Annotated in this window: 21 protein-coding genes and 4 tRNA genes; 22 read left to right on the forward strand and 3 right to left on the reverse strand. The window is 46.0% G+C overall.

All coding sequences use genetic code 11. The features are described from left to right. Positions 1-29: 29 nt before the first annotated feature. The 3 genes from Q4Q54_RS13270 to rsgA form a co-directional block, all read right to left on the reverse strand. Complete coding sequence (locus Q4Q54_RS13270) at positions 30-911, reverse strand: DMT family transporter (protein WP_311988680.1); 882 nt, start codon at positions 909-911, stop codon at positions 30-32. A gap of 6 nt (positions 912-917) precedes the next feature. Next, positions 918-1796, reverse strand: coding sequence for an archaetidylserine decarboxylase (gene asd, locus Q4Q54_RS13275; protein WP_028761759.1), 879 nt, complete (start codon positions 1794-1796; stop codon positions 918-920). A gap of 62 nt (positions 1797-1858) precedes the next feature. Then, entirely contained in the window at positions 1859-2923 is a 1065-nt protein-coding gene (rsgA, locus tag Q4Q54_RS13280; RefSeq protein WP_311890128.1) for a small ribosomal subunit biogenesis GTPase RsgA, read from the reverse strand. 112 nt (positions 2924-3035) lie between these two features. Here rsgA and orn point away from each other — a divergent pair, with 112 nt between their 5' ends. The 22 genes from orn to Q4Q54_RS13390 all read left to right on the forward strand — a co-directional run bounded on the left by orn (position 3036) and on the right by Q4Q54_RS13390 (position 23349). Next, on the forward strand, positions 3036-3581 hold the full coding sequence (orn, locus tag Q4Q54_RS13285) for an oligoribonuclease (protein ID WP_006080044.1): 546 nt from the start codon (positions 3036-3038) through the stop codon (positions 3579-3581). Between the two features lie 351 nt (positions 3582-3932). After that, a tRNA-Gly gene (locus Q4Q54_RS13290) sits at positions 3933-4008 on the forward strand. Positions 4009-4050: 42 nt separating this feature from the next. Continuing rightward, a tRNA-Gly gene (locus Q4Q54_RS13295) sits at positions 4051-4126 on the forward strand. Between the two features lie 121 nt (positions 4127-4247). Beyond that, positions 4248-4323: transfer RNA gene (locus tag Q4Q54_RS13300), tRNA-Gly, on the forward strand. Between the two features lie 121 nt (positions 4324-4444). After that, positions 4445-4520 (forward strand) — tRNA-Gly (locus Q4Q54_RS13305). Between the two features lie 515 nt (positions 4521-5035). Further along, entirely contained in the window at positions 5036-5491 is a 456-nt protein-coding gene (locus Q4Q54_RS13310) for a hypothetical protein (protein ID WP_006080046.1), read from the forward strand. A 270-nt stretch (positions 5492-5761) separates the two neighbouring features. Next, positions 5762-7246, forward strand: coding sequence for an NAD(P)H-hydrate dehydratase (locus Q4Q54_RS13315; protein ID WP_311988681.1), 1485 nt, complete (start codon positions 5762-5764; stop codon positions 7244-7246). Positions 7247-7348: 102 nt separating this feature from the next. Beyond that, positions 7349-7807: a tRNA (adenosine(37)-N6)-threonylcarbamoyltransferase complex ATPase subunit type 1 TsaE gene (tsaE, locus tag Q4Q54_RS13320; RefSeq protein ID WP_248943649.1), complete on the forward strand. Its 459-nt coding sequence runs from the start codon at positions 7349-7351 to the stop codon at positions 7805-7807. An 8-nt stretch (positions 7808-7815) separates the two neighbouring features. Continuing rightward, positions 7816-9237 (forward strand): N-acetylmuramoyl-L-alanine amidase, encoded by a 1422-nt coding sequence (locus Q4Q54_RS13325; RefSeq protein WP_311988682.1) that lies wholly within the window; start codon positions 7816-7818, stop codon positions 9235-9237. Positions 9238-9267: 30 nt separating this feature from the next. Further along, positions 9268-11154, forward strand: a complete 1887-nt coding sequence (gene mutL, locus Q4Q54_RS13330; RefSeq protein WP_371824968.1) for a DNA mismatch repair endonuclease MutL — start codon at positions 9268-9270, stop codon at positions 11152-11154. Continuing rightward, positions 11147-12073, forward strand: a complete 927-nt coding sequence (miaA, locus tag Q4Q54_RS13335; protein WP_311898586.1) for a tRNA (adenosine(37)-N6)-dimethylallyltransferase MiaA — start codon at positions 11147-11149, stop codon at positions 12071-12073. Before mutL ends, miaA begins: the two co-directional genes overlap by 8 nt. Before the next feature lie 92 nt (positions 12074-12165). Further along, on the forward strand, positions 12166-12438 hold the full coding sequence (gene hfq / locus Q4Q54_RS13340) for an RNA chaperone Hfq (RefSeq protein WP_006084207.1): 273 nt from the start codon (positions 12166-12168) through the stop codon (positions 12436-12438). Between the two features lie 23 nt (positions 12439-12461). Then, positions 12462-13769 carry a ribosome rescue GTPase HflX gene (hflX, locus tag Q4Q54_RS13345; RefSeq protein WP_311988683.1) on the forward strand — a complete coding sequence of 436 codons (1308 nt, stop codon included), beginning with the start codon at positions 12462-12464 and terminating at the stop codon, positions 13767-13769. Between the two features lie 36 nt (positions 13770-13805). Beyond that, complete coding sequence (gene hflK / locus Q4Q54_RS13350; RefSeq protein ID WP_106651683.1) at positions 13806-14945, forward strand: FtsH protease activity modulator HflK; 1140 nt, start codon at positions 13806-13808, stop codon at positions 14943-14945. Positions 14946-14948: 3 nt separating this feature from the next. Further along, positions 14949-15842, forward strand: a complete 894-nt coding sequence (hflC, locus tag Q4Q54_RS13355) for a protease modulator HflC (protein ID WP_311890132.1) — start codon at positions 14949-14951, stop codon at positions 15840-15842. 370 nt (positions 15843-16212) lie between these two features. Further along, positions 16213-16803: a ubiquinol-cytochrome c reductase iron-sulfur subunit gene (gene petA / locus Q4Q54_RS13360; RefSeq protein ID WP_106651681.1), complete on the forward strand. Its 591-nt coding sequence runs from the start codon at positions 16213-16215 to the stop codon at positions 16801-16803. Further along, positions 16803-18017, forward strand: coding sequence for a cytochrome bc complex cytochrome b subunit (locus tag Q4Q54_RS13365; RefSeq protein ID WP_105250274.1), 1215 nt, complete (start codon positions 16803-16805; stop codon positions 18015-18017). The genes petA and Q4Q54_RS13365 overlap by 1 nt, the downstream gene beginning before the upstream one ends. Continuing rightward, positions 18017-18721: a cytochrome c1 gene (locus Q4Q54_RS13370; RefSeq protein ID WP_311988684.1), complete on the forward strand. Its 705-nt coding sequence runs from the start codon at positions 18017-18019 to the stop codon at positions 18719-18721. Before Q4Q54_RS13365 ends, Q4Q54_RS13370 begins: the two co-directional genes overlap by 1 nt. 96 nt (positions 18722-18817) lie before the next feature. Beyond that, positions 18818-19447, forward strand: coding sequence for a stringent starvation protein SspA (sspA, locus tag Q4Q54_RS13375; RefSeq protein ID WP_006080065.1), 630 nt, complete (start codon positions 18818-18820; stop codon positions 19445-19447). Beyond that, on the forward strand, positions 19447-19884 hold the full coding sequence (locus Q4Q54_RS13380; RefSeq protein ID WP_006080066.1) for a ClpXP protease specificity-enhancing factor: 438 nt from the start codon (positions 19447-19449) through the stop codon (positions 19882-19884). Before sspA ends, Q4Q54_RS13380 begins: the two co-directional genes overlap by 1 nt. 192 nt (positions 19885-20076) lie before the next feature. Further along, a complete protein-coding gene (locus Q4Q54_RS13385; RefSeq protein ID WP_311988685.1) occupies positions 20077-20661 on the forward strand; it encodes an aminodeoxychorismate/anthranilate synthase component II in 585 nt (194 codons plus the stop codon). Positions 20662-20868: 207 nt separating this feature from the next. After that, positions 20869-23349: a prolyl oligopeptidase family serine peptidase gene (locus tag Q4Q54_RS13390; RefSeq protein WP_311988686.1), complete on the forward strand. Its 2481-nt coding sequence runs from the start codon at positions 20869-20871 to the stop codon at positions 23347-23349. The last annotated feature ends 65 nt before the right edge of the window (positions 23350-23414 follow it).

Here is a 23414-nt window from a genome sequence, read left to right on the forward strand (position 1 = left end):
TAGCCAAATTGCGTTGAGATTGGTATGTTTCAGGCGTTCTTTTTTCGCCGCTGTGACTGGTGCGATTGATGGGTTTCGAAGATGGCGGTCGCGACTATGATAGTGCCGCCGATTAGGGTGTTGAGATTGAGCTCTTCACCCAAAATAATCAGCGCTAACATGGCGCCATAGAAGGGCTGTAAGCAAGAGACTAGTCCAACCGTTTTGGCGCTGAGTTGCCTCAGTGCGGAAGTGAATAGCGCATGGGGCGCGGCGGTAAAGACGACACCGAGTAAAATAATCAATCCCCACACTTCGAGTGAGATGCTATTCAGTTCCGTTTGGTGCCACGGCATTAGGAACACGACGGCGACCAAGGTTTGGTAGAACATGGCATGTGGGCCGCTGTACTGGGAAAAGTAGCGTTTGTGCAATAAGTTACGGGCGGTGAACAAGATGGCGGACACTATGCCGATGGCAATGCCCAGCGTAGTGTCGTTACCTAAATTGGCCTCAGGGATCAGTAATATCACCCCAATCAGCACTAACACGCCGCTGATGATATCGAGTAATTTTATTCTACTGCCGGTCAGTAATGGCTCGGCAATCACTGTCATCACCGGATAGGTGAAAAATGCAATCATGCCAATGGCGACCGACGAGAGCTGCATGGCGGCAAAATAAGTCACCCAATGTAGACTGACGATAACCCCAAGCCCGATGGCGACCAGATAATCTTGTTTGCAGGCCAGCGTTAGCCGTCTATGGCTGAGTTTGACCAGCAAACCTAACACAGTGGCGGCGACGATACAGCGTAGGAAGGTGATGTCGAGGGCACTGAGTGGGATTAATTTAGAAAACAAAGCCGTGCCGCCAAATAGCAGCACAGCCAAATGTAATTCAATTAATCCCGAAGGTTTAGCAGAACTCAAGAAAGCTTAATCCGCTTGCTTAACATCTTTCAGGTTAGCGAAGGCTTGTCCCATACGCGTAACAGCTTCGGCTTCGACACCTTCAGCAAAGGTCGCGATAGCATCTTTAGCAAACAACATCACCACAGTACTGCCTAACTTGAAGCGACCCATTTCTTCACCTTTGTCTAAGGTGATGGCATCGGGGCCTTGGGTTGGATATTCCCAAGTGAAGACTTGCTTACCTGTCGGCGGTGTGACTGTGCCTGCCCAGACCGTTTCGATACTGGCAACAATCGTTGCACCAACCAATACCATGGCTAATGGACCTAATTCGGTTTCGAAAATCGCCACCACACGTTCGTTGCGGGCAAAGAGACCGGGTACGTGTCTCGCCGTTAACGGATTTACCGAAAACAGTTCACCAGGTACGTAAGTCATTTTTGATAACGTGCCTTTAATCGGCATGTGGATACGGTGATAGTCTTTAGGCGCCAGATAGATAGTCGCAAAATCACCGCCTTCGAAGCGTTTAGCATCTTCCGCTTGATCGCCAAGCAGGGTTAAGGATGAATAGTGGTGACCCTTAGCTTGGAAGATGCGGCCGTTTTTAATTGGGCCTAATTGGCTTACGGCACCATCGACAGGATGCACCATGATATCGGCGTCCATATCTAACGGACGAATACCGGGTTTAAGGGCGCGGGTAAAAAAGGCATTAAAGCTTTTATAGGCTTCAGGCTCACTCTGCGCCGCTTCGCTCATATCAATTTTATATTGCTTGATAAACCACTTGATAGCGGCCGTGGTTAACGCGCCCGCTTCGGCGGCGGCGAGTTTACCCACTAAACGAGATAATAAGTGTTTTGGCAGCATGTACTGCAGCGCTATTTTGACTTTATCCAATTTCAATTCCTTTTCTTACTGCTCAATCTTTGCTGAGACTGTTGTTATTTATCAATAAGTCGTTATTCGTCAGTTGCCGCGCGGAAATGGCGGGCATGGCGTTGTTCATCTAAGCTGGCGATAATTTTATGGTAGTTATTAAAGCGATCTGCGCTGATTTTACCTTGGCTCAGAGCTTCTTGCAGTGCACAGCCGGGATCGTCACCGTGTTTACAATCGCGGAATTTACACGCGCCAAGATACTCACGAAATTCAACAAAGCACCAGCCGACACGCTGTGCGGGAAGATGCCATAGGGCGAATTCGCGCACGCCTGGGGAGTCGATTAAATCGCCGCCACTAGGCAAATGCAACAGTTTAGCTGTGGTGGTGGTGTGCTGACCTAAACCTGAGTTATCGGAAACATCACCAATCACCAGTTCTGCATCGGGTAATAGGGCATTGATGATCGATGACTTACCCACACCAGATTGGCCGGCAAATACGCTGACTTTATCTTTGAGTATGTCTTTGATGGTATCGATACCATCACCTAACTTGCTGCTGACTTTATAAACTGGATAGCCAATATCTTTATAGCGCTGCAGCGCTTCATCGATTGCCTGCGCTTCATCGGGATTGAGCAAGTCAATTTTATTCAAAATGATGATAGGCGGAATATCAGTATCTTCAGCGGCCACTAAATAACGGTCGATGATCTGGGTGGTAAAGCTGGGTAATACCGAGGACACAATTAAAATTTGGTCGATATTCGAGGCGATAATTTTCACGCCATCGTATAAATCTGGGCGTGTGAGTGATGAGCGACGTGGATGAACGGCTTCAACAATACCTGCTATGCCGCTATTGGCTTGGCTCTCAATGGCTAAGCGTACGATCACTTTATCGCCAGTGACTAAACTGGTGACGGCACGGCGAATATTACAGCGCACAACTTGGCCGCTTTCGGTTTCTATGTCGGCATGTTGGCCAAAACGAGAAATCACAGTACCGGGCTGTTCTTGCCCCAGTGAACTATCCTGTAACTCTGGCGTATTTTTTTCGCCACTGTCACGATTGAGTCGCTTCTCGTGATTAGCACGCATACGGCGTAATTGACCTTGGCTTAGGGGTTTCTTTTTACTCACTGATTCGTCTTCGTCAATTAGGTGATTTTTTGTGTCGGAAAAAAGCAGTATGATACACGCTCTTGAATAAAAAAGCCTGAATTTAGGCTAACTGACATGATAAGGCTGATTTATGACGGCAGATGTAAATAATCTCATTTGGATCGATTTGGAAATGACAGGGTTAGAGCCCGACGTCGACAGGATCATTGAAATTGCCACTTTAGTGACAGATCAAGAACTCAATATTATCGGTCAAGGTCCGGTTATCGCGATTCATCAATCGGATGACGTGCTGGCCGCTATGGATGATTGGAATCAAAAGCACCATGGTGAGTCAGGGTTGATTGACCGCGTTCGTGCTAGCCAAGAAACCGAAGCGCAAGCCGTGGCTAAGACGATTGCCTTCTTAGAACAGTATGTTCCTAAGGGCGCTTCTCCAATGTGTGGTAATAGTATTGGCCAAGATAGACGCTTCTTAAATCGTTATATGCGCGAGCTGGAAGATTATTTCCATTACCGTAATGTCGATGTCAGTACGATTAAAGAGCTAGTGAAGCGTTGGAGCCCAGAAACTATGGCGGGCTTTAAGAAGCAAAACACTCACCAAGCACTGCAGGATATCCAAGAGTCGATCGCTGAATTGCAGTATTATCGCAGCAAAGTATTTAAAATTTGACCGATCAGTAGATAAATATGCAAGAAGGGGTTGCAGCCGCATGAATTTTTCATATAATGCGGCCTCAACTTTTTGATGCGAACAGAGATGTACGGTCATTTAGATTGAATGCGACATTAGCTCAGTTGATAAAGGTTGATAGGCGATACCTTTGTTAATGTTGAAGGCAAATAGTAGCAGCGATGCAAAAGGCGACATTAGCTCAGTTGATAAAGGTTGATAGACGATACCTTTGTTAATGTTGAATGCAAATGTAGCAGCGATACAAAAGGCGACATTAGCTCAGTTGATAAAGGTTGATAGACGATACCTTTGTTAATGTTGAAGGCAAATTTAGCCGCGATACAAAAGGCGACATTAGCTCAGTTGGTAGAGCGATACCTTGCCAAGGTATAGGTCATCGGTTCGAACCCGATATGTCGCTCCAAATTAAAATTTAGTGATTTGCCAAATCATTAATACAGATTATGCGACATTAGCTCAGTTGGTAGAGCGATACCTTGCCAAGGTATAGGTCATCGGTTCGAACCCGATATGTCGCTCCAAATTAAAACTTAGTGGTTTACCAAATCATTAATACAGATTATGCGACATTAGCTCAGTTGATAAAGGTAGATAGACGATACCTTTTTGAATGTTGAAGGCTGATGTGACAGCGATAATTATGCGACATTAGCTCAGTTGGTAGAGCGATACCTTGCCAAGGTATAGGTCATCGGTTCGAACCCGATATGTCGCTCCAAATTAAAACTTAGTGATTTACCAAATCATTAATACAGATTATGCGACATTAGCTCAGTTGATAAAGGTTGATAGACGATACCTTTTTGAATGTTGAAGGCTGATGTGACAGCGATAATTATGCGACATTAGCTCAGTTGGTAGAGCGATACCTTGCCAAGGTATAGGTCATCGGTTCGAACCCGATATGTCGCTCCAATTTCCTAAATATTCCACTATCACATTACTCAATTGACATTAGCTCAGTTGTGATTCTGATATGGCGATACCTTTGTGATTGTTAAATTAGTCAAGGTATAGGTCATCGGTTCGAACCACTCCCGATAAAATCATTTCGCTGTACTTCCGTTAAACTCTCAACAGCTACTTTTTCACGTCATTCCCTCAACTAGCTCATCTATATTTGTTTTGATTCACTGCTATCGACTTCAAACCCTCTATCTTTGATTCATCATGCACAACCAAAGACTTACTCCAACCTTTTAGACTAAGTGTTTTGAGATCTCTTTTGGCTTTTCTCTCTTATACAAAACAGTGTGATAGGATTTAGATGCGTGATCTGTAGCGTGTTTCTTCAAGTTTTCCTAAATTAGATAGCTTCGCGAAAGTTAAATTATGACCTTGTTCAAATATTCGTAACGCTTTTACTCACATAATGAAGCTAGACAAAATTAATAGCGCCAAGTAGTTGGCCTGACAGTGGAGTGCATTATATGCGTATTCAACAATTACGTGATCTACTTGAGTATGTGGCAAATTGCCGCTTAGATATGGCGCAACTCTATGGCCGACTCAATAATCAAGCTGACTCGGCACGAGTGAAAATGATGCTGGATTATTTTGAGTCACATCAAAAAACCATGGCGGAGAAACTGCGCGATTATATAGAAGAAGCGCCACATCGTATTCTTGATACTTGGTACAAAGACTTCACCTTTGAAGACTTTACCAAGCGTTGCCAAGATACTATGTTGCCCGCGAACATGAATGAAGACGATGTGCTCAACTTGCACTTAGACTTAGAAAATCGTCTGATTGGTTTGTTAGAAAAAACAGTTAACTCAACGACTGCCGAAGATGCGCGTAATGCGTTAGCTAACTTGATCCGAGTGGAGAAAACTCAGCAACAACGTTTGGTCCACAGCACGATTCGGATGGACGATATCTAAACCGTCATCGCTTCTCAATTCCCAAAGCCAGCCTAGTGCTGGCTTTTGTCTTTGTGTCATCTATTTATCGACGACTTTTGCGCTACTTTGCTCCATTTGGGCGGGTATCTGCGCCTGAACTGATTTACGTCATAATTTCCCTATCCGATTCTTGTTACTTTCTTGATCTATTGGCTGATTTTATTATCGGCCTTGCTCAATGCTGCCAAGACTCCTATGGTGAGGTAACTCATTGTGGAATGAAGTCGTTGGCGTCTAAGGAGATCCTTCATGGCACAAGATCTATCGCAATTCCCCAAGGCCTTATTTACCCAAGCACAAGTTCGCCAAGCTGAACTGAGTGCTGTGTCGCAGGGAGCCTCTAGCCTCTATGAATTGGTCGAGCGTGCTGGCGCAGCGGCTTTTGAATGTTTAACGAAACATAACCCCAATGCCTCTTCTGTATTTATCCTCGCTGGCAGCGGTAACAATGGTGCCGATGCCTTAGTGTGCGCCCGTCTAGCCCGTGCAAGTGGTATGGCCGTTTCAGTGATGATGACGTCAGCGGCAGGCACGCCTGAGTGTCAGCAAGCATTGGCCCATTATCTTAAAGACGGCGGAGAGTTACTGCCGAAAGCCGTTGCGCCCATTCTTGCGGCCAAGATCATCGTCGATGGTTTACTCGGCACAGGTGTGCGAGATGCCTTGCGCGACGATATGGCTGAGTATATTCGCGCCATCAATGACAATGCAGCTTGGGTATTGAGCCTTGATTTACCGTCTGGAGTGATTGCCGATACCGGCGCTGTGGCGGGTGTTGCTGTGATGGCGGATGTCACCTTGTGTTTTGGTGGCTGGAAGCAAGGTTTGTTAACGGGTAAGGCGCGGCATTACAGCGGCGAACTTGAATTTGCCGCTTTAGGATTAACACCTTTCTTCGCTGAAGCGAGTGCACAAAGGGTCGGAAAAGAGACGCTTAAAGATTACTTTGCCGCCAGAGCGCGCGATAGCCATAAAGGCCAGTCGGGTAAGGTCACTGTTATCGGCGGTGATATGGGCATGGCTGGCGCCGTGCGACTGGCCAGTGAGGCATGTCTGCGTGCTGGTGCTGGATTAGTTACTGTGATCAGTCGACCTGATCATCAATTGACTGTGAATGTTTCCCGTCCGGAATTGATGTTCTGGGGTTGTGACTTAGTCGATATGGAAGTGTATCTGCGCCTTGGTTGGGCGCAGGTTATCGTACTTGGCCCAGGTTTAGGTAAGCATGACTGGGGCTATAACTTGTTTAAAGCCGTGGGCTTAAGCGATAAACCCTGTGTTTTGGATGCCGATGCCTTAAATCTATTGAGCAATGAACCGCGCCGGCAAACCAATTGGGTGCTAACACCGCATCCGGGTGAGGCTGCGCGTTTACTCGGCTGCTCTGTGGCAGAAATTGAGCAGGATAGGTTTGCGGCCGTACGGGCGATACAGCAAAAGTACGGCGGTGTTGTACTGCTAAAAGGCGCGGGAACGGTCATTTTTGATGGCAAACAAATGGTTGTTGCACCTGTCGGTAATCCTGGGCTTGCCAGTGGTGGGTGTGGCGATGTGTTATCTGGTATTATAGGCGCGCTCATGGCTCAAGGAATGGATAACATGCAGGCGACTGTGCTGGGTGTTGTTGTACATGGTTGCGCTGCCGATCTTGCGGCAATACAGGGAGAGCGTGGCATGTTAGCGAGCGATTTAATGCCTTTTATTCGCCAATTAGTGAATAGTGATTTACTCTAGGCGGTATGTGAGACTCAAGCGGGGCTGGACTTTGTTCTGTGCCCTGTGCCTTTTTAGGCTTGAGTCGCTTCTCCATCAATAACAGCAGTGATATAAGCGGATATGACAGAGTTAACTTTTTTCTTAGACAACGAAGACGACACTATTGCGGTTGGGCAAAAATTAGCCCGCCATGTCCAAGCGCCTTTGACTCTGTATCTTACGGGTGATTTAGGTGCCGGTAAAACGACGCTGAGTCGCGGCTTAATTCAAGGTTTAGGTCATAAAGGAGCCGTTAAAAGCCCGACTTACACTTTAGTTGAACCATATGAGCTGGATGGTGTCGAAGTTTATCATTTTGATTTGTATCGTTTAAACGATCCAGAAGAACTGGAGTTTATGGGTATTCGTGATTATTTCACGGATAAGAGTCTGTGCATTGTTGAATGGCCAGATAAGGGAGAGGGTTTATTGCCCGATGCCGATGTCCATATGCATTTAAGTTATCAAAATAGTGGGCGTGAAATACGCATAGAGGCCTTGTCAGAGCCAGGTGAAAAGTTATTAAAAGCGATAAAATAAAAACTAAAATGATAAAAAATAACCCCTTTTTTCAAATTATTATTCTTTCTTTATGTTCTTTTTTATCTGTGGCGGCCCATGCGGCTAATCAGTTAGAAAGCGTACGTATTTGGGCTGCGCCTGAGTCGACTCGAATCGTGTTTGATTTAAGTGAAGCGCCAGATTACACCTATTTCTCTTTAGATGGCCCTAATCGCTTAGTGGTGGATTTAAAAAAGTCCGCCACTAAAGTTGCGCTTAAAAATCTTGAAAACAACAGCAAGTTAGTCAAGGGCGTGCGAGTCAGTAAGTCGCCGACTAAGGGCGATTTGCGCTTAGTCATAGATTTGGTGAAGCCACTGAATGCGAGCTTGTTTTCGTTGCCCGTAACTGCGCCCTATGGCAATCGTCTCGTGGTTGATTTAGAAGATAAAACCTTAACAACCGCCACCGCAGTTGTCTCATCTACCCCTGTTAAAACGGTTACTCAAGCGGCAAAGTCATCCCGTGATATTGTGATTGCTATCGATGCGGGCCATGGTGGCGACGACCCCGGCTCCATTGGCCCTTCGGGCGTTTATGAAAAAAAGGTGGCCCTGGAAATCGCCAGACGTGTTTCGAGTAAAATCAATGACACGCCCGGCATGCGCGCTGTGATGATCCGTACCGGCGATTATTTTGTGAATCTGAATAAGCGCTCTGAGTTGGCCCGCAACAGTAAGGCCGATCTGCTCATTTCTATCCATGCCGATGCTTTTACATCACCCAATCCGCGCGGGGCCTCTGTGTGGGTATTATCTATGCGTCGTGCTAACAGTGAAATTGGCCGTTGGTTAGAGCAAAAAGAAAAACATTCTGAGTTACTTGGCGGCGCGGGTGAGATTATCCAAAATACGGATAATGAACAGTATCTTGCAATGACCTTGCTCGATATGTCGATGAACAGTTCGATGGCCATTGGTCATTCAGTTGCGGGCGATATTCTTAAGGATTTAGGCAGCGTGACTGAATTGCATAAGAGTCGCCCAGAATCGGCGAGTCTAGCCGTGCTGAAGTCGCCGGATATTCCTTCAATTTTAGTGGAAACGGGCTTTATCTCGAATCCTAAAGAAGAGCGTTTGTTGTCGAGCAGTCGTCATCAAGAAAGCATTGCCGATGCTATCTATAAGGGTGTGAGTCGTTACTATCACAATAATCCTCCAGCGGATACCTTGCTTGCCCAGCGTGGCGGCGCAAGTTCTAGCAGTGCTAAATCGACTAAAGAGAGAACGCCAACCGCTTATGTGGGGAGTTCAACGTCATCGAACGTCAAACATAAAGTCAGTCGTGGCGAGTCTTTATCGGCTATCGCGCAGCGTTATCGAGTGCCTATGTCTAGCATCAAACAAGCGAATGGGATGAAGTCCGATGTGGTGCAGTTAGGGCAAACGTTAGTCATACCCCAGAGTTAAATAGGAAAGAGAGTTAAATAGGAAAGCATGATGGGCATTCAGATCCTGCCACCGCAATTAGCCAACCAAATTGCGGCGGGGGAAGTGGTTGAAAGACCCGCTTCCGTAGTCAAAGAATTAGTTGAGAATAGCCTCGACGCAGGAGCGAGCCGAGTCGATATTGAAATCGACAAAGGCGGTAGCAAGCTGATTAAAATTCGCGATAACGGATCTGGTATACCCAAAGATGAACTCGCGCTGGCCTTATCGCGCCATGCGACCTCAAAGTTACACACCTTAGACGATCTCGAAGCGATCCTCAGTTTTGGTTTTCGCGGTGAAGCGTTAGCGAGTATCAGCTCAGTCTCACGCTTAACCTTAACCTCGCGCACTGCTGATCAAACCGAAGCATGGCAAGCCCATGCTGAAGGTGCCGACATGGCGGTTAAAGTCATGCCCGCCGCGCATCCTGTTGGTTCTACGATTGAAGTGGTGGATTTATTTTTCAATACGCCAGCTCGCAGACGCTTTTTAAAGAGCGATAAAACCGAATTTACCCATATCGATGAATGGTTAAAGCGCATTGCATTAGTGCGCGGCGATATCCATTTTACACTGACCCATAACGGCAAGACGGTACGCAATTATCGTCCCGCCATGAATGAAGCCCAGTATTTACAACGTTTGACGCAAGTAAGTGGTCGCCCATTTGCTGAGCAAGCGCTTAAGATTGAATGTCAACACGATGATTTGCGCCTCAGTGGTTATTTACAGTCACCTTGGTCGCCGGTGATTACTGATACCCATTATTTTTATGTCAACGGACGGCTTATCCGTGACCGCTTAGTCAATCATGCTGTGCGCCAAGCCTTTGCCCAAAAAGCAGAACTGGAGCAACCCGGTTATGTGTTGATGTTGGATATCGATCCCCATCAAGTGGATGTAAACGTGCATCCTGCTAAACATGAGGTACGATTCCATCAGAGTCGCTATGTGCATGATTATATTTTGCAGGCACTGCAATCGGCGCTGGAAGAAGCAGGGGAACTCAATGTCGTTCACTCTAGTTCCTTGGATGAAGTTGAAGATGTGTTTGTGGATGCTCCAACAAGCGCAGTTGGAATAGCTGCCCCTTTTGCACTTGGTGCTGATTCATTTGAGTCTGCTCAAGATGCAGTTTCCACTGCCGTTCAAGTAAAATCGGTCGGCGCAGGACGAGAAGGCGCCAGTTTTGGCACTCAAACCAATGCCTTTGGCAGCATGGCCACGCCAAGGGACAGTAGTCGCAGCAGTTATTCTGCAAGTGAATCTCGGCAACGTACTGAATTACCGTCAAAAGCGGCAATTGCAAGTTATGGTGCTTTATTGCAAACACCTTCTTACAGTGTAAAAGATCAAGATTATCAGCCATCTTTACCTATGCCTGCTATTTTAGATGGCCAATATTGGGTAATGGCGACGGCGGATAAACTGAGTCTATTGCCAATAAAATCAGTAGCATTGGCGACGCGTTGCCAAGAGATTGAGGCTAAGCTAGCGACCGGATTAATTGGTCAGCCTTTATTGATGCCAGTGTCTGTCGCGGCCGATGCGGATTGGCAGGCTGTGCTCGATGAACATGACACGCTAATCCGCCAGTTAGGTTTAGAACTAACAATTCGTTACCAGCAGTTGATTATTAAAAAAGTGCCCCCATATATCAGAGAGAGCCAGTTAGCCAAAGTGATCCCTGAGTGGTTACAATCGCTGCGTTTTGAAACACCTGCGCCAAGCGCATTGGCATTTTGGTTGGCAAAACACAGTTTAACGGGATTCGTTTCGGCGCCAGAAATTTGGGCAGCATTTTCGCAGTTAGCTGACGAGAAAAAACAGCTTATTGCCAACAAAGCAATATCATTACCTTGGCAATCGTGGCTAGAAGAGCAAGCAAGTGAATAAAGAATTACAGCCTAATGTGATATTTTTGATGGGGCCAACGGCCTCAGGCAAAACTGCTTTAGCATTAGAATTGGCCGAAAAGCATAACTGCGAAATCATTTCGGTCGATTCAGCATTAATTTATCGCGGTATGGACATTGGCAGCGCCAAGCCTTCAGCCGACGAATTGGCCCGTGGGCCACATAGATTGATCGACATTCGCGATCCTAGCGAAAGTTATTCGGCAGCCGACTTTAGAGCCGATGCGATAGCCGAGATAGAACAGATTGTCAGCATGGGTAAAACGCCAGTATTAGTTGGCGGAACCATGATGTATTTCAAAGCGTTACTCGAAGGTTTATCACCTTTGCCGAGTGCGGACGAGGCCATTAGAGCCGAGATCCAAGCTGAGGCGGATGAAAAGGGATGGGAAGCACTGCATGACCAATTAAGGGAGATAGATCCCGTGTCGGCAGAAAGAATTCATCCTAATGATCCACAAAGACTTTCAAGAGCGCTGGAAGTCTATAGAATAAGCGGCAAGAGTATGACTGAGCTGACTCAGACCAAATCTGCTCCCTTGCCCTATGACGTAGTGCAGTTTGCTATTGCACCGCGTGAGCGCAAAGTGTTACATGACTTAATTGCGCAACGTTTTGCGATTATGCTCAAGCAGGGCTTTCTTGAGGAAGTCACAGAGCTGAAAGCCCGTGGAGACCTGCATTTAGACTTGCCTTCAATGCGTTGTGTGGGTTATCGACAGTGCTGGCAATATCTCGATGGTGAGTTTGACTATGATACTATGGTCGAAAAAGCGGTTGCTGCTACTAGGCAATTGGCTAAGCGTCAATTAACATGGTTGCGCAGTTGGCCAGAGTTGAATTGGCTCGAAAGTGGTGCTGAGGGGAATTTAGTTACACTTATGCGTCAATGCCGCTAGCTTATTAGCCCTTGCTGTATAATACTAAAACTAAACAAAAAACTATCACTGATATCGATTTATTTTATATAAATTAAAAAGGAAATAATAAAATGGCTAAGGGGCAATCTTTACAAGACCCATTTTTGAACGCATTGCGTCGCGAGCGCGTTCCTGTATCAATTTACTTGGTTAACGGCATTAAACTCCAAGGACAGGTAGAGTCGTTTGATCAATTTGTCATTCTGTTGAAAAACACAGTGAGCCAAATGGTTTATAAACACGCTATTTCTACTGTCGTGCCAGCACGCCCATTCAACGTTACTGGTCACCAAAATGCCCAAGGCGGATATGGTGCTCAAGATGATGCGCCTAGTGGCGAATAAGTTTTATCTAAGGAGTTTACTTCTTGTTTGATCGTTATGAGGCGGGAGAAACTGCGGTTCTTGTCCATATCGACTTTTCCGATGAGGAACGCCGAGAAGATTTAGTCGAGCTGCAGCTATTAGTAGAATCAGCTGGAGCGCGATCAGTCGGGGTGATTACTGGAAGTCGACGTTCGCCGGATCGCAAATTTTTTGTGGGTTCTGGTAAAGCTGAAGAGTTAGCCGCATTAGTGGCGGCGACCGAAGCCAATGTGGTGATTTTTAATCATGCATTGAGTCCAGCCCAAGAGCGTAATCTTGAGCAAGTGTGTCAATGTCGAGTACTCGACCGTACGACACTTATTCTCGATATTTTTGCTCAAAGAGCGCGAACTCACGAAGGTAAGTTGCAGGTGGAGCTAGCGCAATTGCGCCATATGTCGACTCGCCTGATCCGTGGTTGGACGCATCTTGAAAGGCAAAAAGGTGGTATTGGTTTACGTGGTCCAGGGGAAACCCAGCTCGAAACCGATAGACGTTTGCTCAGAGGACGGATTAAAAATATCAACAAACGCTTAGAGCGAGTTGATAAACAACGTGAACAGAGTAGACGTGCACGTAAGCGCAGTGATTTGTCGACAGTATCATTAGTCGGCTACACCAACGCCGGTAAATCAACGCTGTTTAATGCCTTAACATCTTCCGATGTTTATGCAGCAGACCAGCTGTTTGCCACACTCGATCCCACGTTAAGAAAGTTAGATTTACCCGATGGTGCCGTGATACTCGCGGATACAGTAGGGTTTATTCGTCATTTGCCCCATGATCTCGTTGCTGCATTTAAGGCGACTTTACAAGAGACAAGGCAAGCTGAGTTACTACTGCACATTGTTGATTGTGCAGATGAAAACATGGCGGATAATTTTGATCAGGTTCAATCTGTACTGAAAGACATCGAAGCCGATGAAGTCATGCAACTCGTGGTATGTAACAAAATCGATTTACTCGAGGATGTAATCCCAAGAATTGAATATAACGACATAGGCAAACCCGTTCGAGTTTGGGTTTCAGCACAGAAGCGTTTGGGATTTGATTTGCTATTGAAAGCCATCACTGAGCTTATCGGTGAGGTGATTAAAGAGCTAACACTAAGAATTCCGGCAACTGCTGGACATTATCTTGGCCAGTTTTATCGACTGGATGCGATACAGCAGAAAGAGTACGACGATCTGGGGAACTGTATTTTGTCTGTTCGTTTATCGGACGCCGATTGGCGCCGATTAGCTAAACAGAGTCAGGGTGAGTTAGAAACCTTCATCTACGAAGATTCGATAGATGAGGCTGTTTGTTAATAATCTAATTTATTTCATCCACTTATGGAGTGCTAAATGGCTTGGAACGAGCCCGGTAACAAGGGTAATGATCCTTGGGGAAATAAAGGTGGTAACGACAAAGGACCACCGGACCTTGACGAGGTTTTTCGTAATCTTTCAAAGCGCTTTGGCGGCAAAGGAAATGGCTCAGGCCAATCTTTTAGTTCGTTTAGCCTAATCATCATTCTTGCTGTTGCTTTGGTTGTTTGGGGGCTTTCGGGTTTTTATACAATTAAAGAAGCGGAGCGTGGTGTGGCACTGCGATTTGGTCAACATAATGGCGAAATAGGACCAGGTCTTCATTGGAAAGCGACTTTCATTGACCAAATTTATCCCGTTGACATTCAATCGGTTCGCTCTATTCCTGCGTCTGGTAGTATGCTGACATCCGATGAAAACGTCGTGAAAGTTGAGCTTGATGTGCAGTATCGTATTTTAGATGCTTACTCATATCTGTTCAGTGCCGTCGATGCGAACGCCAGTTTGCGTGAAGCGACCGACAGTGCATTGCGTTATGTCATCGGACATAACAAGATGGATGATATTCTGACTACTGGCCGTGATGCTATCCGTCGCGATACGTGGAAAGAGTTAGAGCGCATTCTTGAGCCCTATAAATTGGGTCTGGCGATTGTCGATGTTAACTTCTTGCCGGCACGTCCGCCTGAAGAAGTGAAAGATGCCTTCGATGATGCGATTTCTGCCCAAGAAGATGAACAACGTTTTATTCGTGAAGCTGAAGCCTATGCCCGTGAGATTGAACCTAAAGCTCGTGGTGAAGTTGAACGTATGGCACAACAAGCGAATGCTTATAAAGAGCGTGAAGTCTTAGAGGCTCGCGGTAAAGTGGCTCGATTTGAGCTGTTATTACCTGAGTATCAAGCTGCGCCTGAAGTGACTCGCAAGCGTTTGTATCTCGATACAATGCAGCAAGTGATGACTGATACGAATAAAGTGCTGATTGATGCCAAAAACAACGGCAACTTAATGTACCTACCGCTAGATAAGTTAATTCAGCAGAAGCCTGCGACAATTGAGCTGGAAGCTAAGCCACAGCAAAATGTCAATTCTTCATCTGTATCAACGACTCGCGCGAATGAGCCTTTGAGTGGACGTCCATCCCGCGATGATCGTACTCGCCAAGGGAGGGAGTAATCCATGGGTAGATTAAGCGTTATTCTTATCGCCGTACTTTTAGGTATTGGTTTGTCATCTTTAATGGTGGTGAATGAAGGCGAGCGCGCAATTGTGGCGCGTTTCGGTGAAATTTTAAAAGACAATGTGGATGGCAAGCAAGTCACTCGCGTCTATGGTCCAGGTTTACACGTTAAAGTACCTGTGATCGATAAAGTAAAATTACTCGATGCCCGTATTCAAACACTTGATGGTGCTGCGGATCGTTTTGTAACTTCAGAGAAGAAAGACCTTATGGTCGATTCTTATGTGAAGTGGCGTATTTTGGATTTCGAAAAATATTACCTGTCTACAAATGGTGGTATTAAATCGAATGCTGAATCGCTTTTACAACGTAAGATCAACAACGATTTACGAACTGAGTTTGGTCGCCGCACAATCAAAGAGATTGTCTCTGGTAAGCGTGATGAGTTACAGAATGATGCATTGGAAAATGCTTCAGAAAGCGCTAAAGACTTAGGTATTGAAGTTGTCGATGTGCGTGTAAAGCAAATCAATTTACCCGCTAACGTCAGTAACAGTATTTACCAACGTATGCGTGCTGAGCGTCAAGCTGTGGCAAAAGAGCATAGAGCACAAGGTAAAGAGCAATCTGAAATTATCCGTGCAACGATCGATGCTAATGTAACAGTGAAGATTGCTGAAGCTGAGCGTAAAGCCTTAACCATTCGTGGTGAAGGTGATGCATTAGCGGCTAAGATATATTCTGATGCTTATAGCAAAGATGCTGAATTTTTTAGCTTTGTTCGTAGCTTAGAAGCCTATCGTGCTAGTTTCTCAGGCAAGTCAGATATCATGGTATTAGAGCCTGATAGCGAGTTCTTCAAGTATATGAAGAGCACTTCACCCAAGAAGTAATACGTTAAAAGTGTTGATCTAATAGGCCCTGTTACCCAGGGCCTATTTTTTTATCTGGCGATTGTTAACTTAGATAGAAAAGTTAAGGCTAATTTATATTAGCGATGCATGCTTTATGCCGATGTCACAGACAAGATGCTCAAAAAACCTTCCAAATTGATTAAAACGGCTTAATAGTTGGGGCTTTTTTCGACTTTTTTCAAAAAACACGCAATCTCCCTAACTTACTTGCGTGTTTTCACTATGATCTGCTTCTAATTTTTAGCTATAATGAGCCCCGCTTCAAACTTCGATTTTTGACCCTAGTGATGACTAAGGGCCGAAAGTCTTTGAAATATAAAAATTCCAACACCCTCTGGGAGATAAGTGGATGAGCAATGCGCCAGTCGATACCGGACGTCGCAGATTCCTGACAGCCGCAACCGCCGTAGTAGGTGGTGCTGGTGCCGTCGCTGTAGCGGTTCCTTTCATCAAGTCATGGAATCCGAGTGCCAAAGCGAAAGCTGCAGGTGCACCGGTCGAAGTAAATATCAGTAAAGTAGAGCCAGGTCAGCTGATCCGTGTTGAGTGGCGTGGAAAACCTGTATGGGTTGTCCGTCGCACAGATGCTGTGATCAATGAACTGCCAACACATGATGATAAGTTAAGAGATCCTGCTTCTGCTGAAATGCAGCAGCCTGAATATGCAACAAATCCTTTGCGCTCAATTAAGCCAGAGTATTTTATTGCTGTCGGTATTTGTACCCACCTCGGATGTTCACCTACTTATTTACCAGATTCATTTGGTGAGCAAGTTGAAGGTGTCACTTCTGGTTTCTTCTGTCCATGTCATGGCTCTAAGTTCGATATGGCTGGCCGCGTCTTCCAAGGCGTACCTGCTCCATTGAACCTAGTTATTCCTCCACATCAATACGTTGATGATGGCACCGTGATTATCGGTGTAGATAAAGGAGTGGCGTAATGGTTAAGAATTTAATTAATTGGATTGATGCGCGTATCCCTATGACGGCGACTTATAACCGTCACGTGGGTCAGTATGCAACGCCAACTAACTTTAACTTTTGGTACTTTTTCGGTTCGCTAGCGATGTTGGTATTGGTTAACCAATTACTGACGGGTATCTGGTTGACGATGAACTATGTACCAACAGCAGAAGGCGCATTCGCTTCTGTTGAGTACATAATGCGTGACGTTGAATACGGTTGGTTGCTGCGTTATATGCACTCTACCGGTGCTTCAGCGTTCTTCGTTGTGATCTATCTGCACATGTTCCGTGGTTTAATTTACGGTTCATATCAGAAGCCTAGAGAACTACTGTGGCTGTTCGGTATGTTAATTTTCCTCGTGCTGATGGCCGAAGCCTTTATGGGTTATTTGCTGCCATGGGGTCAAATGTCATATTGGGGTGCGCAGGTAATTATCTCTCTGTTCGGTGCGATTCCAGTTATTGGTGACGACTTAACCCTGTGGATCCGTGGTGACTACGTGATCTCTGGCGCAACGCTGAACCGTTTCTTTGCGCTGCACGTTATTGCTCTGCCGCTAGTATTAGTCGTACTCGTGTTTTTACACTTAATTGCGCTGCATGAAGTGGGTTCTAACAACCCTGACGGTATCGAAATCAAGAAGAACAAAGACGAAAATGGCTGGCCAGTCGACGGTATTCCATTCCACCCATATTACACTGTAAAAGACATCATGGGCGTCGCGGGCTTCCTGATAGTGTTCTGCTATGTGTTGTTCTTTATTCCTGAAGGCGGTGGTTACTTCCTTGAAAAGCCAAACTTTGAAGCGGCTAACTCGATGAAGACACCTGAACACATTGCACCCGTTTGGTACTTCACTCCTTTTTACGCCATTTTACGTGCTGTGCCTGATAAATTGGGTGGCGTGATAATGATGGGTCTGTCGATTGCAGTACTGTTCGTATTGCCTTGGTTAGATCGCTGTAAAGTGAAGTCAGTTCGCTACCGTAGTACGCTACATAAGCTGAATATTGCCCAATTTGCTATATCTTTCATAGTATTGGGTTATTTAGGGGTAGTGCCTGCCACGCCGACCCTGACGATAGTTGCACAGGTGTTTACTTTCACTTACTTTGGTTTCTTTGTGGCGCTGTGGGTATACAGCAAGAATGAAAAAACTAAACCTGTTCCAGCGAGGTTGACACACTAATGAAAAAATTATTGATTGCATTAGTTGCATTAGTTGCCTTGTTGCCGACCTTGGCAATTGCCGCGAGCGGACACGTACATTTAGAAGATGCCAATGTTGATCTGCATGATAAAGCTTCTTTAGAACGTGGTGTGGACCTGTTCCAACATTACTGTTCTGGTTGCCATAGCACTCAGTATCAACGTTATGAACGTGTAGCAACCGATATCGGTATCTCTGCGGATGATATGCGTAACAAGTATATGTTCACCGATGCTAAAATTGGTGAGTTGATGCAAAACGCTATTCCACCTAAAGATGCTGCTAAATGGTTTGGTGCTACACCGCCAGACTTAACTTTAGTTGCTCGCGTGCGTGGTGAAGATTGGGTTTATTCCTATCTGAAAGGCTTCTATAAAGATCCAAGTCGCCCATTTGGTGTGAATAACACAGTATTCCCATCTGTTGGTATGCCACATGTACTTGAAGAGTTACAAGGCACACCAGTTAAACAAGAAGATGGCACTATTGTGGTGACTGGCGGTAAATTGAATGCGGAAGAATACGACCAAGCAGTACGTGATATCACTGGCTTCTTAGTTTATTCGGCTGAACCTGTTAAGCTAGAGCGTCAAGCTATGGGCTGGTGGGTACTCGGATTCCTGTTTATATTCTTTATTGTGGCCTACCTCTTGAAGAAAGAGTATTGGAAAGATGTACACTAGGCACCAATAACGGGTAAAATGTAATATCCGCATAGTGTAAACGGGGGGCTTTGCCCCTCGTTTACTTTTGTTTTATTTCGATTCTGGAGGGTATCAATGGCTGTTGCTGCCAACAAACGCTCTATCATGACACTGTTTTCAGGTGCTGATGATCTGTATAGCCATCAAGTACGTATCGTGTTAGCTGAGAAAGGGGTTACTGTTGATGTTTTACAGGTCGACCCTAACGAAATGCCTGAGGATTTGCTCGAAGTAAATCCATATAACTCAGTGCCAACTTTGGTAGACCGTGAACTCGTTTTATACGAATCACGCATTATCATGGAATATTTGGATGAGCGTTTTCCTCATCCGCCTTTGATGCCAGTTTATCCAGTGTCTCGCGGCCAAAGCCGTTTGATGATGCATCGCATCGATACTGACTGGTATTCGCTTGTTGACCGTATCCGTAAAGGTGATCGTGTTGAAGCGGCTCGTAAAGAGTTGACTGAAAGCCTGATCGCAATTGCGCCAATCTTCGGTGAAGTGCCTTACTTCATGAGCGAAGAATTTGGTCTAGCGGATTGCTACCTTGGCCCATTGTTGTGGCGCTTACCTGTATTAGGTATTGAGCTAGATAGCCGTGTAGCTAAAGATATCAAAGCGTACATGACACGTATTTTTGAGCGTGAATCGTTTAAAGCTTCTCTAACTGAAGCTGAACGCGAAATGCGCATGGGTATGTAATGAAACCTTTGACTCCAAATCGTCCTTATTTACTAAGGGCTTACTATGATTGGTTGATGGACAACCAATTGACTCCTCACGTTGTGGTGGATGCCTTTGTTGAAGGCACTCAAGTACCGCAGCAATACGTGAAGGATGGCCAGATAGTGCTGAATATCGCTGCTGGCGCAGTGGGCAATTTGCAAATTAGCAATGAGTTTGTGGAGTTCAATGCGCGTTTCGGTGGTGTTCCCCAGCAGGTGATGTTGCCAATGGCGTCGATTGTCGCTATTTATGCCCGTGAAAACGGTGCTGGCACTGTCTTCGATATTGAAGATGCTTACCTGGTGGATGATGAAGTCGATTCATCTTTATCGGTTGTTGAAACAAACGATAAAGCACCTGAGCCGACTGATGAACCACCTAAGCGTCGCAGCCATTTAACCGTCGTAAAATAACGACCGCTAAAGAGCTGTGGTGAAATGCCCAAGTTGTTTTAAAACTAAGCCAGTCCTATGACTGGCTTTTTTGTCGCTGTATTTTATCGCCGTAATTGGCTAAACCTTGAGGATAAGGTGTGGTAGCATTTGCGCCCGCATTCATCCGTCGGATATGCGTTACCTTTACCCATTTAGGCCAATGGATCTTGTATGTTGCTAATGATCGATAATTACGACTCTTTTACCTTTAACTTAGTGCAGTATTTTCAGCAGCTAGGGCAAGAGATAGTGGTCAAACGTAATGACGAAATTAGCATCGCCGAAATCGAGGCACTTGCGCCTACTCATCTGGTGATTTCGCCCGGCCCTTGCACTCCCAATGAGGCGGGGATTTCCCTTGCGGCGATTAAACATTTTGCCACGCGCATGCCGATCCTAGGTGTGTGTTTAGGGCATCAGGCGATGGCGCAGGTTTTTGGTGCCAATGTGGTGCGTGCCGAGCGGGTAATGCACGGCAAGGTCAGCGCCATTGCGCACACTGGCCAGCGGTTATTTGAGGGATTAAATCAGCCCTTAACCGTCACACGTTATCACTCGTTACTGGTTGATGCTGTGCCTGAAGGTTTTGTACTCGATGCTTGGTTTGACGATGCAATTCACGGCCGAGAAATCATGGCCATGAGCCATCAAGACTTACCGCTGTATGGGGTGCAATTTCATCCCGAATCAATTCTCACCGAGCAAGGTCTCGAACTATTAGCCAATTTTTTAGCGCAACCTGCTGTGCCTGTATAATTTCCTCGCCCTAAAAACTCCTCGTCCTAAAAACTCCCCGCACTATATTCGTACTATCAATTTCTGTTACAAGATTTATCCTTTTTTTAAGCAAGTTTAGCGATTAACTATGCTATAACTTCGGCAAAACTACGCGAATAGGCAAAACCAGCAGATCAATTAGACTGGGTCATGTAGCCATTGCGATAACAATAAAAGGAAGGACAAATGAGAAGCGTAATGCGAAATTTGGGTTTAAGTGCGTTAGCGGTTGCCGTATTGGCAGGTTGCGCAGCGACATCGACTGAAACAGCAGCTCCTGCATCATCCCCGCAAGCATTCCAAGTTCCCTTAGCCCAACCGCCACAGGTTTCACAGGCGCTTACGCTTAATCAAATTATGGCAAATCCCGATTGGATGGGGGTTTTCGCTAAGGAGGCTTACTGGAGCGACGATAGCCAAAGCGTGCTGTTTGCCCGCCAAGCGAGTGCTTCACCTCTGCGCAGTTATTATCAGCAAGGCATCAATGACAGTCGCGCCGTCGAGCTAGCGCTTGATAAATTACACGCGGCAGATCAGCAGTTTGGCGTGTTTGATCGCACTAAGTCCCACAAGGCTTATCTGTATCAGGGCAACATTTTTGTTAAGCAATTAAGCACAGGTAAAATCAGCCAACTGACTCGTCAGCGCAGTGCCATCGATGGCGTGCGTTATCTCAATAATGGCGATATCGCCTATTGGCAGGGCGACAATGTTTTCCAAATTCATCAAGACTCAGGCTTAGTCGAGCAACTTGCTGAAATTAAAATGGCGAAAGCCCCAGAAGGTGTAAAAGAGCCAACGTCTTACCTTGCCAAGCAACAGCACAGATTGATTAAGTATGTGGCGCTGCAGCAAGAGAATGCTAAAGCCAAAGCACAGTACATAGATGAATTGCAAAAAAGCGACCCGACGCTCGCCGCCAGCACTTGGTATTTAGGCGATAGCGAAGTGGTGTCAGAGCTTAGTCTGTCACCGGATGGCCGCTATATCTTACTCGCCCTGACCGATAAGAATTACACCGGCAGCAGCGAACACGACATCATGCCTAACTACTTAGGTAGCGACGGTTATATCGATCCTGTGCCAGTACGTGCACGTGTGGCTGAAGATACGCCACCAGGACAACGCTTTGTAGTGCTTGATTTAAAACAGCATAAACAAGTCGATATCACTATCGAGGGCCTGACTGGTTTTGATGAAGATGTGCTTGCCAAAGTGAAAGCTGAGAATGCTAAAGCGAAAGGCGAAACTTACCAAAGCACTAAAGCGCCACGCAAGATTCAGTTGATGCAGGATTGGGGCTGGACCCAAAGCGCGATTCAGTGGCATGAATCGGAAGATAAATTAGCCCTGATGCTAGAAGCCACCGATAACAAAGATCGCTGGATCGCCAGTGTCGATTTAGCTAAAGGTAAATTCACCACCGAACATCGTTTGCATGACGACGCTTGGGTGAATTACGACTACAACCAATTCGGTTGGTTGCCGGGGACGGATTCTCTGTACTATTTGTCGGAAGAATCAGGTTATTCGCAGCTCTATGTGAAAGGACTCGGTGAAAAGCCGCGCGCCTTAACCCAAGGCAAGTTTGTGGTGAGCGACATCCAGCTGTCACCGGACGCAAATTACATCTACTACAAAGCTAACCAAACTCACCCTGGCATTTATAACGTTCACCGGGTGAACTTAGCCACAGGCAAAAATGAGCAATTAACGCAGTGGGATGGCAACTTAGATTACAGCCTAAGTCCTGATGGCACTCAGCTACTACTCAATGCTTCACGCCGTACTCAGCCCAATGAGCTTTATGTTCAACCTATTGGCGGTGAGTTAAAGCAACTGACGTCTTACACCAGCGATGCCTTTAAAAACTATCCATGGCAAGCGCCAGAAGTGGTCGCTGTACCTTCAAGCCATGGTGCCGGCAAGGTGTACGCCCGCGTCTATTTGCCACAAGGCTATGATAAATCCCGCGCCGAGAAATACCCTGCGGTGATTTTCAACCACGGCGCTGGTTATCTGCAAAATGCTGACTATGGCTTTAGCGGTTACTTCCGCGAGTTTATGTTCCACAACCTGCTGACTCAGCAAGGTTATGTGGTGATGGACATGGATTACCGTGGCTCTAAAGGTTATGGCCGAGATTGGCGCACCGCGATTTATCGCAATATGGGTCATCCAGAAGTGGAAGACTTAAAGGATGGCGTTAGCTGGATGGGAACCAATACGAATGTTGATACGGAGCGTGTCGGGACTTATGGTGGTTCCTACGGCGGATTCTTAACCTTTATGTCATTGTTCACTGCACCAGATCTGTTCCAAGCAGGAGCCGCACTGCGTCCTGTGGCGGACTGGGCACATTATAATGCGCCTTATACCTCCAACATCTTAAATACGCCTGATGTCGATCCTATCGCCTATGAGCGCAGCTCTCCGATTGAGCATGCTCAAGGATTAACGAAACCACTGCTTATTATGAGTGGCGTTATGGACGACAACGTTTTCTTCCAAGACAGCGTGCGTATGGTGCAGCATTTGATCGAACTGGAAAAACCGACCTTTGAAACGGCGATTTATCCTGTCGAGCCCCATGGTTTCCGTCAGCCTTCTAGCTGGTTAGACGAATACCGCCGCATCTATAAGTTATTCGAACAAGAACTCAAATAACTCAGCTCGACTTCCTGTAAAGGCCTCTATGTGAGGCCTTTTTATTGGCCAACTGAGTAGGAAAT

This window comes from Shewanella sp. SP2S2-4 (assembly GCF_031932025.1).
In the GTDB taxonomy this organism is placed as follows: domain Bacteria; phylum Pseudomonadota; class Gammaproteobacteria; order Enterobacterales; family Shewanellaceae; genus Shewanella; species Shewanella baltica.

What these genes read in the sequence shown, in the direction of transcription:
- orn (WP_006080044.1), top strand. Translation starts at nt 3,036, where the DNA reads ATGACGGCAGATGTAAATAATCTCATTTGGATCGATTTGGAAATGACA.
- Q4Q54_RS13310 (WP_006080046.1), top strand. Translation starts at nt 5,036, where the DNA reads ATGCGTATTCAACAATTACGTGATCTACTTGAGTATGTGGCAAATTGC.
- Q4Q54_RS13315 (WP_311988681.1), top strand. Translation starts at nt 5,762, where the DNA reads ATGGCACAAGATCTATCGCAATTCCCCAAGGCCTTATTTACCCAAGCA.
- tsaE (WP_248943649.1), top strand. Translation starts at nt 7,349, where the DNA reads ATGACAGAGTTAACTTTTTTCTTAGACAACGAAGACGACACTATTGCG.
- Q4Q54_RS13325 (WP_311988682.1), top strand. Translation starts at nt 7,816, where the DNA reads ATGATAAAAAATAACCCCTTTTTTCAAATTATTATTCTTTCTTTATGT.
- mutL (WP_371824968.1), top strand. Translation starts at nt 9,268, where the DNA reads ATGGGCATTCAGATCCTGCCACCGCAATTAGCCAACCAAATTGCGGCG.
- hfq (WP_006084207.1), top strand. Translation starts at nt 12,166, where the DNA reads ATGGCTAAGGGGCAATCTTTACAAGACCCATTTTTGAACGCATTGCGT.
- hflK (WP_106651683.1), top strand. Translation starts at nt 13,806, where the DNA reads ATGGCTTGGAACGAGCCCGGTAACAAGGGTAATGATCCTTGGGGAAAT.
- hflC (WP_311890132.1), top strand. Translation starts at nt 14,949, where the DNA reads ATGGGTAGATTAAGCGTTATTCTTATCGCCGTACTTTTAGGTATTGGT.
- petA (WP_106651681.1), top strand. Translation starts at nt 16,213, where the DNA reads ATGAGCAATGCGCCAGTCGATACCGGACGTCGCAGATTCCTGACAGCC.
- Q4Q54_RS13365 (WP_105250274.1), top strand. Translation starts at nt 16,803, where the DNA reads ATGGTTAAGAATTTAATTAATTGGATTGATGCGCGTATCCCTATGACG.
- Q4Q54_RS13370 (WP_311988684.1), top strand. Translation starts at nt 18,017, where the DNA reads ATGAAAAAATTATTGATTGCATTAGTTGCATTAGTTGCCTTGTTGCCG.
- sspA (WP_006080065.1), top strand. Translation starts at nt 18,818, where the DNA reads ATGGCTGTTGCTGCCAACAAACGCTCTATCATGACACTGTTTTCAGGT.
- Q4Q54_RS13380 (WP_006080066.1), top strand. Translation starts at nt 19,447, where the DNA reads ATGAAACCTTTGACTCCAAATCGTCCTTATTTACTAAGGGCTTACTAT.
- Q4Q54_RS13385 (WP_311988685.1), top strand. Translation starts at nt 20,077, where the DNA reads ATGTTGCTAATGATCGATAATTACGACTCTTTTACCTTTAACTTAGTG.
- Q4Q54_RS13390 (WP_311988686.1), top strand. Translation starts at nt 20,869, where the DNA reads ATGAGAAGCGTAATGCGAAATTTGGGTTTAAGTGCGTTAGCGGTTGCC.